12 protein-coding genes are annotated in these 14,546 nt (G+C 43.9%); 8 read left to right on the top strand and 4 right to left on the bottom strand.

What is annotated here, in order from left to right; genetic code table 11:
* The 8 genes from AC37HE_RS12725 to AC37HE_RS12760 all read left to right on the top strand — a co-directional run bounded on the left by AC37HE_RS12725 (window position 1) and on the right by AC37HE_RS12760 (window position 8,873).
* Complete coding sequence (locus AC37HE_RS12725) at window positions 1-141, top strand: FtsW/RodA/SpoVE family cell cycle protein (protein WP_500783235.1); 141 nt, start codon at window positions 1-3, stop codon at window positions 139-141.
* A gap of 485 nt (window positions 142-626) precedes the next feature.
* Window positions 627-1,004, top strand: coding sequence for a response regulator transcription factor (locus AC37HE_RS12730; protein ID WP_500783224.1), 378 nt, complete (start codon window positions 627-629; stop codon window positions 1,002-1,004).
* A gap of 6 nt (window positions 1,005-1,010) precedes the next feature.
* Entirely contained in the window at window positions 1,011-2,183 is a 1,173-nt protein-coding gene (locus tag AC37HE_RS12735; RefSeq protein WP_500783225.1) for a HEAT repeat domain-containing protein, read from the top strand.
* Entirely contained in the window at window positions 2,183-3,625 is a 1,443-nt protein-coding gene (locus tag AC37HE_RS12740; RefSeq protein ID WP_500783226.1) for a glycosyltransferase family 2 protein, read from the top strand. Before AC37HE_RS12735 ends, AC37HE_RS12740 begins: the two co-directional genes overlap by 1 nt.
* A 36-nt stretch (window positions 3,626-3,661) precedes the next feature.
* Window positions 3,662-5,566, top strand: a complete 1,905-nt coding sequence (locus AC37HE_RS12745; RefSeq protein WP_500783227.1) for a YaiO family outer membrane beta-barrel protein — start codon at window positions 3,662-3,664, stop codon at window positions 5,564-5,566.
* Between the two features lies 1 nt (window position 5,567).
* On the top strand, window positions 5,568-7,814 hold the full coding sequence (locus AC37HE_RS12750) for a glycoside hydrolase family 20 protein (protein ID WP_500783228.1): 2,247 nt from the start codon (window positions 5,568-5,570) through the stop codon (window positions 7,812-7,814).
* A gap of 162 nt (window positions 7,815-7,976) precedes the next feature.
* Entirely contained in the window at window positions 7,977-8,624 is a 648-nt protein-coding gene (locus AC37HE_RS12755) for a class I SAM-dependent methyltransferase (protein WP_500783229.1), read from the top strand.
* A 3-nt stretch (window positions 8,625-8,627) separates the two neighbouring features.
* Window positions 8,628-8,873 (top strand): hypothetical protein, encoded by a 246-nt coding sequence (locus tag AC37HE_RS12760; RefSeq protein ID WP_500783230.1) that lies wholly within the window; start codon window positions 8,628-8,630, stop codon window positions 8,871-8,873.
* A 3-nt stretch (window positions 8,874-8,876) separates the two neighbouring features.
* On the opposite strand, the gene AC37HE_RS12765 is transcribed toward AC37HE_RS12760, so the two are convergent.
* The 4 genes from AC37HE_RS12765 to AC37HE_RS12780 all read right to left on the bottom strand — a co-directional run bounded on the left by AC37HE_RS12765 (window position 8,877) and on the right by AC37HE_RS12780 (window position 14,373).
* Complete coding sequence (locus AC37HE_RS12765) at window positions 8,877-9,971, bottom strand: serine hydrolase domain-containing protein (RefSeq protein WP_500783231.1); 1,095 nt, start codon at window positions 9,969-9,971, stop codon at window positions 8,877-8,879.
* Window positions 9,972-10,075: 104 nt separating this feature from the next.
* Entirely contained in the window at window positions 10,076-11,248 is a 1,173-nt protein-coding gene (purT, locus tag AC37HE_RS12770; protein WP_500783232.1) for a formate-dependent phosphoribosylglycinamide formyltransferase, read from the bottom strand.
* 99 nt (window positions 11,249-11,347) lie between these two features.
* Complete coding sequence (locus AC37HE_RS12775) at window positions 11,348-11,842, bottom strand: GyrI-like domain-containing protein (RefSeq protein ID WP_500783233.1); 495 nt, start codon at window positions 11,840-11,842, stop codon at window positions 11,348-11,350.
* Window positions 11,842-14,373, bottom strand: coding sequence for a M1 family metallopeptidase (locus AC37HE_RS12780; RefSeq protein WP_500783234.1), 2,532 nt, complete (start codon window positions 14,371-14,373; stop codon window positions 11,842-11,844). Before AC37HE_RS12780 ends, AC37HE_RS12775 begins: the two co-directional genes overlap by 1 nt.
* Between the last annotated feature and the right edge of the window lie 173 nt (window positions 14,374-14,546).

Below are 14,546 nucleotides of genomic sequence, written 5' to 3' on the forward strand. Positions count from 1 at the left end.
ATGACGATCGGACTAGCACCTGTAATTGGTATTCCCCTGCCCTTTTTCAGCTATGGGGGATCGTCATTGTGGTCATTTACGATACTTCTGTTTATCTTCTTACGTCTTGATGCCAGCAGAATGGAAAAACTGAGCTACTAACAAGAGGGGATATTCTTACAAATTCATTCATTATCAAAACGGCTGATTAAAAATTGACATACGTTAATTAATTTTGAAGCAGAAGGATCTTGTTTAATTAGGGTTAATTAATTTCTTAAGACAAAAGGGGTCGATGAAATCATTTTCAACAAGTCTATTCACCGATAAAAACAAGCTAATTCTTATGCATCGAACTGTGATGAAAGGTAATTATTCCTACTCTTAATTTCCAGGCAAGCATTAACGACCTTCTTTTTCAAATATTTTCTTTTTTTTAACGCGACCAAACTACCGCAAGGCATTTCCTCTTATACTTCCTGTAAGACAAACAACAACATCAAGCCAAAAACAACATACGTTCGAATTAAAAAATACCAAACCTGCTACATCCAAATCAACTCATTATTAATTAACAATATCTTTGTTAATTAATACAAAAACATATTAGATTAGCCACACTTGTTAGCTAAACGAAAAGAGGGAAGATGAAAAAAATTTTGGTAATCGAAGACAATGAACTGTTGTTGAAGATGATTGAATTCATTTTGAAAAAAAATGGGTTCACAATAACATCTGCAAAGAACGGGAAAGAGGCTATTGAGGCTCTGGACACAGCACCTTTTGATTTAATCATTACAGATTTGATGCTACCATACGCAAATGGTTTCGAGATCATCGACAGGATCAAACAGAACAAAGAACAAAACCAGGTTCCGGTAATTATTATTTCGGCTGTAACAAACGAAGAAACTGTCATGGCCGGGTTCGAAAATGGGGCTGACGACTACATTAAGAAGCCATTTACGCCCGGCGAGCTATTATCCAGAGTAGTACGACTTTTAAATGTTAGCGTTACTGCTTAGTCGTTTATGGTGTGTGTATTCGTTAGCAGTTTCGCGTTCAACGATCTGATTCAGTTATTCAATCAGTATCAGACCAGTCCTGCAATCATCCAAGTGGCAATCGTGCTGATCCTGGTGTTGGCATTGGTGCTTGTCGTAATTTACACAATCCTGTTCAATCGCAAATTTTGGGACTACATCCACGATATTTCTGTGTCCAAGTGGGTTCCTGTCACCCAGGATTTACTCATTGAAATCATCTCTCAAACTCAGGATTTACCGCAAAACAAGACCTTTGAGATCGACTCACATTTAAATCAATTCGATTCGTTAAAGCTCCACAAAAGAAAGTATCTCAGGAAAATACTTGTTCAAACAATCATTGAGATGAAGCAGCAACTTTCAGGCAATACTCAAAAGATTCTGCAGTATTTGTATCTAAAGCTGAACCTTCAGAAAGATGCGATTAATGCGCTAAACAGTGTACTTCCCAATAGGGTTATTCGTGCGATAAAAGAGATAAACAAAATGGGTTATATACTTGAAGATGAGAAGACACATCAATTGCTAATGCAAAGGAACAAGTATATTTACCACGCAGCACGAACTTACTATTTCTTAAATCATAAAAATTTTTCAATCGACATCCTGATTGAAAGAGGTGAACGTTTATCGACATGGGATGAGCTGGAACTGTTCAATACAATTTCCCAACTTCCTGAAAATTCAGTTCCCAACTTCGCCCAATGGATCAATGAGAACATCGCGGAAGATCTTGTTTCGCTTGCCTCTCGCTTAGCTGTTCACTTTTACCAATTCGAAGCTGCTGCTTCAATGATCGAATTACTGGACACTTGCAGCGACTGGCTTAAAGAAAGGCTTATCAATGCCATTGGCAAATTGATGTTGCCGGAATATGAAGAAAACCTCATCAACCGATATCCCTCAGAAAACAATCCTGTTATTAAAAAAGAGATTTTAAAAGCACTAGGACGTACAGGGGGGGGACTATCTCCGAATTTCCTAATCCGGATTTTCCTTGAGGAAAACGATTTTACGCTGAAACGTCATGCTGCCATATCTGCTTTCAAAAGCATCCCAATGGCAGAGATTCAGGAGATGGAGTTTTTCAAAAAAGTATCATCCTCGGACATCGAGCTGATCAACTATATTAAAAATCCTTTAGTCAATTTCAACTAGTGTTAAAAGATATTCTACTCCAGGCATTCGATTATTATCAGTACACCATATTCATCTATTGTATTGTTTTGTTTGGCATTTACCTGCTATTAATTCTTTCGTCCCGGGCGGCCATCAACAAGTACAAGAAAGACAACATGACGGTTGATAAGGATGTATTACTTCGTTCATATCTCACACCGGGAATCAGCGTAATTGCACCGGCATATAACGAAGGAGTAACCATTATCAGTAATGTACGTTCTCTGCTAACATTAAACTATCCCCGTTTCGAGGTTATCATTGTTAACGACGGTAGTAAAGACGATACCCTCGAAAAATTAATTAAAGAATTCAATCTAGTCAAAACGGACTTCGCCTGTGAAAATGAAATTTCAACCTTCCCGGTAAAAGGCTATTATAAATCCAGAAACAAAGCTTACCAAAAACTCCTAGTCATTGACAAAGAAAACGGGAAAACAAAAGCCGACGCATTTAACGCCGGGCTCAATGTAGCACGTTTCCCCTACTTTCTGAATACTGATGTGGATTGTATTTTGGCTCCAGACACCTTACTGGAACTCATTCAACCCTTTTTAACCAATCAGCATCGGGTAATAGCCGTTGGTGCAACTCTGAAAATGGCGAACTCCTGCGAGTTCGATTCGGGAATGATTGTGCGTGCCAAACCACCCAAAAAATTACTTCCCCGTTTCCAGGAAATTGAATATATCCGCTCCTTTGTAACCGGGAAAATGGGCTGGTCATATCTGAATGCTGTGCCAAACGTATCGGGCGGCCTCGGTTTATTCGACCGCGAAATTGCACTAAAAGCCGGTGGTTACGACCGGACCTCATTCGGAGAAGATATGGAGATTATCATCCGAATGGGACAATACATGATCGACAATCAACAGGAGTACGTGGTGAAATATATTCCGGTTACCCTGTGTTGGACTGAGGGTCCGGAAACCTTACAGGTCCTTGTTCGCCAACGTATTCGTTGGGCCAGAGGCCTCTTACAAATTTTGTCACAATACCGGAAACTCATGTTCCGTCCGAAATATAAAAAGTTGGGGATAGTCATTCTCCCTTACAGTCTCCTATTCGAACTATTGGCAACTTTAATTGAAGCCATTGGACTACTTAGTTACATCGGGTTGATCTGGACTGACCAAATCAACTGGGCATTTGCTGCCATCCTCCTCGTTTTTGTTTATTTCTTTTCCATTGCACTCACCTCTTTATCGCTCGTTTGGAACCAGATCATCTTTAAACATTATAAATGGAATGAAGTGTTGTACCTGTGCTTTACAGCGTTTTGGGAACCTCTGATTTATCACCCGATTGTTTTGTTTGCATCGTTGAAAGGATATTTCTTTCAGCTTACGGGCAAACAACACGTTTGGGGGAATATGCAGCGTAAGGGATTTGTACAAAAACCGGCAACCAGTAAAGCTTGATTTTAGCCTGTCAAATCAATTTTATTAGACAACTCAATGGACATCAACAGCATTAAATACAGCAAATTTATTTTCGTCATTTGTTTGGTCTGCCTTCTACTTCCGGCAAAAGCACAGGTTGAGCAATCATCCGACGACTTGCTTTTCCAGGCCTTAGCCCTAACAAAAGAGGGAGAATATCAAAAAGCAATTGCCAAATGCGAAGAAGCTCTGTTAATCACACCTGATTATCCGGACTTTCACCAACTGTTGGGAAAGCTGTTCCTAATCCAAAAAAATTACAACAGTGCTAATGTCCATCTGACGATCGCTCATACCATGATGCCAGAAAATAAAGATGTACTGAACGATCTCATTACCCTCAACCTGCTTACTGAAAACTTTGCCAAAGCTGAAATGCTGATTGACCAGGCATTAAAGGAGGAGCCGGAAAGTCAGAACCTTATTTTAAAAAAGGCCGATGCACTTCATCATCAGCAAAAAGATGAAGAAGCTTTAGCGCTGTTAGAGAATCAGCATCAAAAATATCCTGCTGATAAAAAATATAGCTATGCATTAAATACAGTCCGCTGGCAATTGGCAAAGTCGGACATTCAAAATGATGAACCAGACAAAGCAATAGATCTGCTGCAAGCCATACTGCATGATGAACCGCAAAACCGGAATGCGCATATTCATCTCATGAATTTGGCTTATTCGACACACAAGCTTAAGGAGGCTATTTCTTATGCTTCGAAAGGATTGGAACAATTTCCAAACGATAGTCTTTTCCTGATCAAGAACGCCTCGTTTTTAGCTGAAGCCAACGAATACGACAGAGCACTTGACCCGGCCCAAAAACTCATGAAAGAATATCCGTCGGCAAAAGACTCAACCTTATACGTCAATATACTGCTACAACAAAGCAAGGCATTCCTGAAGAAACAGGAAGAAGAGAAAGCGCTGTCAGGCCTGAAAGAAGCTCATCTGCTTGAACCGGCAAATCTGGCTATTCTTAAAAATCTGGCTTCGGTTTATTTCGACCTAAAGCAATATCAGCAAACCGTTGACGCAGCTGATCATGGACTTCTTCTATCCCCCAACGACACCTTTTTCCTGATGAAAAAAGCCTCAGCCTACGAGGAACTTTCTCAATACAAAGAAGCCTACCAGGCAGCTTATGCAGCATCGAAAGAATCTACCAACAACAACCAATACCTCACTTATGCCGATTTTTTAAAAAGTAAAACCTACAAAAATCAGCTTGGCCTCATTCACTTGCACAGCTTTTATTCCGACAACCGCGATCCCTCTTGGATAACATCGTTGCAATATATGCGCCGCTTCAAAAAAGCCAGTTGGATTGCCCGGGCAAACTACCGGGACCGGGGAACTGCAACGGGATATCAATTGGAGTCGGAACTTTATTATCAGCATAACCAACGCAACTATTCGTATGCTATCGCAGGCTGGTCGCCCGATGAGCTGGTTTTCCCGAAATGGCGTGCCGGCTATTCACTGTTCCATAGCTTTAACAAAGGCTGGGAGGGAGAATTAGGCTCTCGCTACATTTTTTCGGGAGGTTACCATACAGTTTCAGCCTTAGCTTCAGTCGGTAAATATTGGGGGAACAACTGGACAAACATTCGGGTGTATGCCATTCACGATAATGGGAAATGGGATCAGGCTTATACCTTAAATCACCGTTTCTACCTGAATGATAAGCTGGATTACATCTCAGTTATCGGTGCCTTGGGAACAAGCCCTGACGACCGCAGCCGAAATTTCGGGACCGAGCGTGTTTCGGGATTTTTGATGAAATCAGCAGGTCTCGGTTTTCAGAAAAGCATCAACTACAAATGGACAATCAACCTGGTTGCCAGCTATGCCAATCAGCGAATACCGAATAACCAAAGCTACAATCAGTATGATTTCTACCTAACTTTATTGAGAAATTTCTGACATGTACAAAAACCTGATTTTGCTATTGACCATATTCTTGTCCCATCTTGCTGATGCCAGTTCGGCCGGACAAACAGAACTGGCCAACAACGGAAAATCAACCTACAAAATTGTCATTTCAGCATCTGCCAACGCTGAAGATCAGAAAGCAGCTCAACTATTTCAGACTTATTTCAAGCGTGTAACAACCGTGCAACTACCAATTATTAAATCGGACAGGAAACCGGATTTTCCCTACATCAGCATTGGGCAAACAAGTTGGGTGAAGAGTCCAAAACATGAACAGAGCTATTCCATTAGCGTAAAGCAAGGAAATCTTACCCTTACAGGAGGAACAAGAAAAGGAATTATCTACGGGGTTTATACCTTCATTGAAGATATATTGGGTTGTCGGAAATGGAATGCCAATGAACCGGCAGTTTGTCCCCAACGCGACACGCTAACAGTAGCCAACGATTTGCAGTTTCACTCCTCCCCCGCTTTTGAATACCGGGAAGCTTATTTCCCGGCAGAAGCGGATTCTGAATACCTTGATTGGTATAAACTACACAGGCTGGACGATCTTTGGGGACTTTGGGGGCACACTTTCAACCAACTTGTCCCGGCCAAGGAATATTTTCACGACCACCCGGAATACTTTTCTTTTTTCATGGGCAAGCGGCAACCGTTACAGCTATGCCTCACAAATAAAGAAGTTTTGCAAATCGCCATTGAAACGATTCGCAAAAGAATAGCAGAAAACCCGGATGCAATCTATTGGTCAATCAGTCCGAACGATGATATTGGCACCTGCGAATGCGAAAAATGTTGCAAAATAAACGAACGTGAAGGAGGAGATGCAGGAACCTTAATTCATTTTGTCAATGAAATTGCAAAAGCCTTCCCCAACCGTATTTTTACGACATTGGCCTATGGAAGTACAGCCCGTGCCCCACTGCATGAGAAACCACGATCAAACGTATACATTTTGTTGAGTTCCATTGATGCAAACCGCACCAGCGAACTTGATCAGGAAAAAAGTGCGGCAGCTTTCAACCTCAACCTTCAGAATTGGCAAAAGATAAGTTCGCATATTTTCGTTTGGGATTATTATACCCAATTTACCAACTATCTTGCTCCGTTTCCGGTTATCTCAACTTTTCAACCCAATTTAAACTATTTCAAACAGCATGGTATTTCGGGAGTTTTTGCCCAGGGAAGCGGATACGATTACAGCAATTTAGCAGAACTCAAGCAATACGTGCTGGCTAAACTAATGTGGTCTCCAAATCAGGATGTCAAAAAACTAACCGACGAATTTCTGGATGGCTATTATGGTGCTGCAGCAACATACATAAAGCGGTATATCAACCTGCAACGACAAGCTGTTGAACAAACGAAAACACAGCTCAATATTTATGGCAACCCGGTGGAAGCCTGGAACAGCTTCTTATCTCCCCAATTTATGGACCAGTACAGTACGCTACTGGATTCAGCAGAGATTGCCGTCGACAACAAACCGGAACTTTGGAAACGCGTCAATCGTCTTCGGTTATCCGACGAGTTTGCCTATCTGCAACAAACCCGTTTTTATGGCCGGGATCGCTATGGCCTTTGGGCAAAGCAGCCCGATGGCAGCCTTTGTGCCAAAGAGGGTATGCACCAGCGTGTAGATCGTTTTTGTGAAGCCTGTAAAAAGAATGAAATCAATCAACTGAATGAAGCCGGCACCACACTAGCTCAATACAAACAAGAATGGAATTGGTGCTTTCAAAATCCACCTGCAAACAACCTGGCTTCGAAGGGTGAAGTCACGGAAATGACTTATCCGTTTGTTTCAGAATACGCTAACAAAGGCTCACGAACACTAATTGATGGCATGTACGGATTTGACGACTACAGCTACAACTGGCTCTGTTTCTACAATTCACCTTTAGCCTGCACCATCGATCTGAAAGCAAATACAACCATAAGCCAGGTATCACTAAATTTCCTCGAAGACCAACGACACTGGATCTTCCGACCAACACACTTAATCGTTGAAGGTTCGGTGGACGGAAATCATTTCACAAAGCTTGGAGAGCTTGAAGGAAACAAGTTGGAAGAGGATTACACGATTCAGAAAATCCCGATGACCATCAATTTTAAACAACAAAACCTGAGATACATCCGGGTAAAAGCAGAACCTCAACAACAACTACCAGACTGGCGAAAACACAAAACGAAAAAGCCCATGTTGGCCTGCGACGAGATCTGGGTCACGAATTAAAAGAGGGACATCCCCAGTACCATACTCCCTCCGTCTGGCACGGAAATACAAAAAGCCCGCTGGCCAAACAGGATGACAGTAATCCGGCTTTCCGATTTTTAGGCAGTCAGTAGTCGCGTGTATTGGAATTCATCCTATTTTTGACAACAAATAAAAAAGCACATGAATATTTTCGCAGATCCGGCTGTCGCCGATGCATACGATTCGTATTACGAAACGGAACTGGGCAAAAAAGTAGATGAACTGGAACACGCAGCTTTACTGGAAGTCATTCAGGAAATTCCGCGAGGTCACATGCTTGAGTTGGGAAGCGGCACCGGCCACTGGACCGAGTTTTTCTTGGAACAAGGTTTTTCCGTTACAGCTTCCGATGTTTCGGATGCCATGTTCGACCAAGCCCGACGAAAACTAGCCGGCCGCGTTGAATTCCGAAAGGCTGACATGATGAACCTGTCTGTGGCACACGAATCAATCGACAACATCGCGGTGATTACAGCCCTGGAGTTTTGTGAAGATCAAATGCAGGCTTTTGCCCAAATGTATCGTGTTTTGAAACCGGGAGGTTGGCTCATCGTAGGTTGTTTAAACGAAGCTTCCATTATCGGCCAGACAAAGGCCGATGATCCGGTTTTCAGCCATAGTGAATTGATGTCGAAAAGTGACCTGGAAACTTACCTTGAAGGTTTTGGAACTCCCAAAATCGTCCTATGCGTCCACCTCAACGCAAATGGGGAGTTACTGGATGGCACCGAAGAGGCAAATTCCGTCCCGGCTGTTTTTATGGCTGCCTGTGTTCAGAAAGAAGATTAAACCATGTACATCACCGTTGAAATAAGTTATTACCCTTTACAGGAACGTTACGAGAAACCCGTTAATGAGCTGCTTGCGCTACTTGAGAAGCAACCGGAGGTAGAAACAGAAATCGGAACAATGAGTACCTTGTTACGGGGCGAATACGAACCTGTTATGAACTTGCTGACAGAAACCATATTGCAACTGATGAACAAATATCCGTCCGTATTCAACCTGAAGATTTCGAACTCCTGTGAGCTCAAATAGCCACTAGTCGAAAGGTATCGCAGCTGCAAGTTTCTCCCACATGGTCAGGTGAAGCTGAACAAGGTTATCGTCGGGAGTTTCCCCTAAACGAACAACAACCATGTTGGCCGAAGGAATAACATCAATAAACTGCCCGTATTTACCCATCGCGGCAAATAAGTCAGCAGGAGCAGCAGGAGCAATACTTAAATTAACAGCCTCGGTTACTCCCGGTAAAATAACTGATTCCTTCCCGTTCAACCAGGTTAAATAACCATACGACTGGTTAAAATCCTGTGAGGTATTGGTCATCGCGGAGAAATAATCCTGATCGGATAACACAGCAGTGCCGTTCCATGCCCCTTTATTCAACAGCAACAAACCGAAACGGGCAGCGCCACGTGCCGTACTGTAATAAACGTGATTGTCGCCGGTTTGCAGCCAAATTCCTTTCATTCCAATTTTCTGCGAAACAGACGCCTTCGTAAAATTACTTACAGATTGCCCGGAGGCCTTGGCTAGAACATCTCCGAGCAAGGTGTACGGAGCGTTGTGATAAAACCATTGTGTTCCTGCATCCGCTTTATATTGCAGGCATGAAGGATCGGTGCAGTCTAAATCATCTACCGTATAATCCAAACCGGTTGTCATTGTCAACTGATGGCGAATGGTAATCATCGCTTCCTTCTCGGTCGGTTCACTGCTCCAACCTTCTCCCAGATAGGTCGACGTTGGATCATTGATATCCAGCAAACCTTCCTCCTGTGCAATTCCAAACATCAATGCTGTTAGTGTTTTACTTGCCGATGCCCAATACCAAACATCCCGAAAGGTGAAGTCCGCACTTTCTGTTATATTCTGTCCCCAATACTTCTCAACCACAATCTTCCCGTTTTTCAGAATGAGGAAAGCCCTCGTATTTTGCTCTTCCAGATAAGTGTATAAATTGTCCAACGCAGTCTCATTCCATCCCAAACCGGTAAGAGGCAGGGTATCCCAGGTATCTGAATTAATCGTAGGGAAATACATACCGGGAGAAACCGGCAGTACCGAATCATCCGAACTTTTCGAACAACCAATCAGGAGAATAAAGAACAGGAACAGGAGGTAACGTTTCATATTTTAGAGTTTGGTTGTAACTAAAATACAAAAAAGAGGCATGATGCCCCTCTTTATTTTACATTTTAATTATCAATCCCTGCTCGTTGAACGAACCTCTTGTCCTATAGGCGAGCTTTCACTTCCACTTTATTGGCCAGTTCCCGGGCTTCCTTTTGCAACTCCAACGCATCGGTACCAGCTTCGGCATTCAACACAACAACACCCATACGGCGATATTCGCGAGCAGCTTCTTTGCCAAACAAGCGGAAATCGGCATGCGGATGTAGACAAACCTGCTCCCAGCCGGAATAAATCGGATTGATGGTTTCGATGCCCGATAAGACCACAGCACTTGCGCCGGCTTTCTCTTGGCGAATTTCCGGAATCGGTAAGCCTAATACTGCGCGGCAATGCAATTCAAACTCGTTCAGGTTTTGAGTGCCAGCCAGAGTTACCATACCGGTATCATGCGGACGAGGCGACAACTCGCTAAAGACAACACCTTCAGCTGTAATAAAAAACTCAACACCCCAAATACCGGCTCCCCCCAGAGCCTTAGTTACTTTGGCTGCCATTTGCTGAGCTTCCTCTTCAAAACCTTCAGGCAAAATCACGGGTTGCCAGCTTTCCTGGTAATCGCCGCGTTCCTGACGATGCCCAATAGGCTTACAAAACAAGGTTTCACCATTCTTTTGAGTAACAGTCAGCAAGGTAATTTCGCTCACAAATGGAACAAAAGCCTCTACAATCACTTCACCTGCATCACCCCGCCCTTTTTCGCCGGCAATCTTCCAGGCTTTTTCAATCTCGTCAGCTGTTTTAATGGTTGACTGACCTTTACCGGATGATGACATCAACGGTTTCACAACGCAAGGAATACCGACTTCCTCAACGCCGGCTTTCAGTTCCTCAAATGATTTGGCATACCTGTAGTTGGCCGTCTTCAGCCCCAGTTCTTTTGCTGCCAGATCACGAATTGCTTTCCGGTTCATGGTGAAATTGGCCGCCTTGGCTGATGGCACAACCTGGATACCCTGTTTCTCGTAATCGTAGAAACGCTCAGTGCGAATGGCTTCAATCTCCGGAACAATCAGGTCCGGCTGGTGTTTGGCAACAACACGGTCGAGTGCTTCGCCATCCAGCATATTGATAATCTCACAAGCATCAGCAACCTGCATCGCCGGTGCATTGGCATAACTATCAACAGCAATTACGGTTTGCCCCCAACGCTGCGCCGCAATTACAAACTCCTTTCCTAATTCGCCGGAACCCAGCAACATAATTTTCTTTTGCATATCCCCTTTTCTAGTTTTTTTGAAAGGCACAAAGTTAAAATTTTCCGAGAAATCTATTCGGTAAAGTCAATCAGCATTCGATCATGCAGCGTTGAAAAATTACCTTTCAACGACTTTCTTCCGAACCGGGATCCAGATTTCCTCTTCCGAGGCAGGATCGTTGTGTCGATACCGATCACTGAGAATCTCGAAATGAGGACGGTAATCCAGTTCATAGTCAGATTGAGGTAACCATGTTCCAAAAATCCAGCCGAAAACCTGCGGTGCATTTGCGGAGGAACCTTTGTAGAAAAATCGGGCATACAAGCCTTCTTGAATTGTCAACTGTTCCATCCCCTCGGGTAGCTCGTCGAAAGTATCTACCGAAACAGCAGCCCATTTTTCAAATTCCATCGCCGGGCTGAAGGCTTGAAAATAATCTGTTGGATAAAACTGTACCGAGAAAAGATCGTCACCTGTTGTATGCTGAATCTCTTCCCGCCGGGGCATAAAGCTTTGCCACAATTTTCCGGTTCGGTTTTGAGCAATCGACATGCGAAGACACAATCCGACCAACAAAGTTTCGGGGAAGGTTTCAATCCGATATTCCATCATCAGTCTTGCTCCTTAATCGGGTGTTTTCGCAATAAGCGATCGGCGGCCTGCAGTATCTTCAAACGCAAAGGCGCCGGGAAATCCGGTTGGATAAACAGGAAATTACGCACCAACTCGGCAGCTTCCTCCGATTTATGCCCTCGCAACAAGCTATTAACCCAGCCCTGAGGGAAAAAGATATCGCCCGTTTCCTGAATCTCCGGCAAAAGCTCAAGCCCCGACTCGATGTATCTTTCGCGCCCAACGGAAAACTCGGGATCATTCAGGTAGTACAGGGCTGTAAGTACCCAAGGCTCATGTTCCCGATTGGCAACAAGTGCAAAAGACTGGAACGTGCTATCGCGGACAGCCTCAACGGGAGAAACAGCCGGACGAATAAATTGAAACCTGGCTTTCAAATCAGGATTATCCAACCGAGCTTCCTGCTTGTTCAGAATCTCATTAGCCCGATCCGGGAAATGCAAGGCCAAGCTAAATGCCAAATCGGTCTGTTGTGTTACTGTCAATGAATTACCAGCTAGCTGTTGCTTCTCCCAGGCCGCATAAAGGGCCTTCAGTCCTTCGGACGACCGAAAAAGTGTGATCGCCGCCTTACAAAGTGCATTCGCATGTTCGGGACATTTAGCCAATTGCGTATAAATGAGTTTCTCAATTGGTGCTTGAAGATTATTCTTATCATCCGTCGACAAGTCGTTCTGATAACAATCGGCCAGGTATGAAAGCATCCGCTCGTACAAGACAGCATCCTTCTCTTCCGGTAGGTTCGTAAGCACAGCCTGAGCAAAGTCCACCGGAGCGAGTTTACCTTCCAGCCAGTTCTCGTGCAGATCAATCCAGGCTGCTGCACGAAGTAACACATCATTCACCTCTGACAAATGCTTTGTAAAGTAATGGGTAGTTAACGAGTCGAGCACAACAAAACCATAAGCTCTTCCATTACCATTCAGGTAAAGCCAGTCGACACCTTTGGCCGGCAGAATACCGGTAAGTCTGACCTCCTGCTTATTCAGCTCAACCTGTTTCCGGTACAAGCTATCGCCGACAGACCACACCAATTGAAACTGTTGCTGCCAAATGCGTCCTTTTTCCGCGGGATCTTCCTGCCGGATCAACACATCAGAACGATCAACCTGAGCTGTTAAAGTCGGCATTCCGGCTTCTTCAACCCATACTTTCGACCATTCTTTTAAATGGCCATCGGTATCTAAAATCGAAATCAACTCATTCCATCCGGCATTGCCATAGCTGTATTCTTTAAGATATTTCTGTAAGCCTTGCCGAAGCGCATCCTTCCCGATACGATCTTCTAGCATTCGCATAACTACCGGCGCTTTATGGTAGATGATCGAACCATATAAGGTTCCCGCATCTTTCAGGTTTGCCAGGGGCTGCGTTATCGGATTAGCTCCTCCGGTCCGATCGACCGAATAAGCTTCGGCATAATGAGCCATCAGGAACAACAAATCCCTGTTAAAGTCGGGGAACAAAGGAGCTGTCACCTTATCGGCAATAAAATTAGCATATACCTCTTTCAGCCACACCTCGTCGAACCACGACATCGTAACCAAATCGCCAAACCACATGTGCGAAGTTTCGTGTGCAATCAGGTTGGCTCGATTGAGTAATTCGCGGGGTGTCGGTTTTCCTTCGAGAAAAAGGCGCGAATCCTTGAAAAGTGTAACTCCGGGGTGTTCCATCCCTCCATACTGAAACGAAGGCACGGCCACAAAATCATATTTGGCAAAAGGATACGGAATGCCCGTATAACTTTCAATACTATCCACTGAAAGGAATAACAGCTTGAAAATATCGTCGAGGTTATTCTTCAGCTTCGCGGGGCTATCTTCCCGATGGTATAAAGTATAAGCCCTCCCGTTATGCTCCCGACTCACAGTTTCAAACTCACCCGCTGCAAAAGCAAACAAATAGGTCGGCAACAGCTTTGTTTGCGCAAAATAATGGGTTGTATTACCATCGTAGTTATCCGCTTTTTCTTCCGGGCCATTGGCCACTGCCTTCCAATCATCAGGTACGGTTAGTTCCAGCGTGAACTTCGCCTTCAGATTTGGTTGATCGAAACAGGGAAAGGCCGTTGATGCCCGATCGGGGACAAACAAGGTATATAGGTAATCCTCGTTTCGGTTAAGCGATTGATTCGATGAGGTAAAACGAATCGAAATGTTGTTATGTCCTTTTTTTAATCGCCGGGCCTTAATCAGAACATGCTGGCCTTCCCAGCGTATCGGAATCTTTTTCCCGTTGGCTACAACCTCGTGAACCATCGCACCATCACCTTTAAAATCAAACGGCAGGTCCTGCCCCCGTTCATCCAGTTGAAAGCTGGCCTGCATTTCGCCGCGCACTTTCTGTTGCATTGACGAGGGGATCGTAAAATTTAAATGATAGCTAAGATCGCTAATGTGTGCAGCCCGCCAATCGGCCAGACTTTTAGCAACACCTGGCTCCACCAGCATTTGTTTTTGCTGACAACCAGCCACTAGCAAGGCGATAAAAAGGAAATAACGACGCATATATTCTTTATTTTTGAACTTGCCTAAAAATAAAGGGCCTAATCGGCAATAGCAAGGACTTTTACAATTTCTAAATAACTGAATAATAGATACGGAATATTTAAAAATCGTTTTATTCCCTACGGAAAAGACTCCATTCGCTTTTTATACGGACCGCCCAATGGGGTTCAATG

This window comes from Mangrovibacterium sp., from assembly GCF_059905295.1.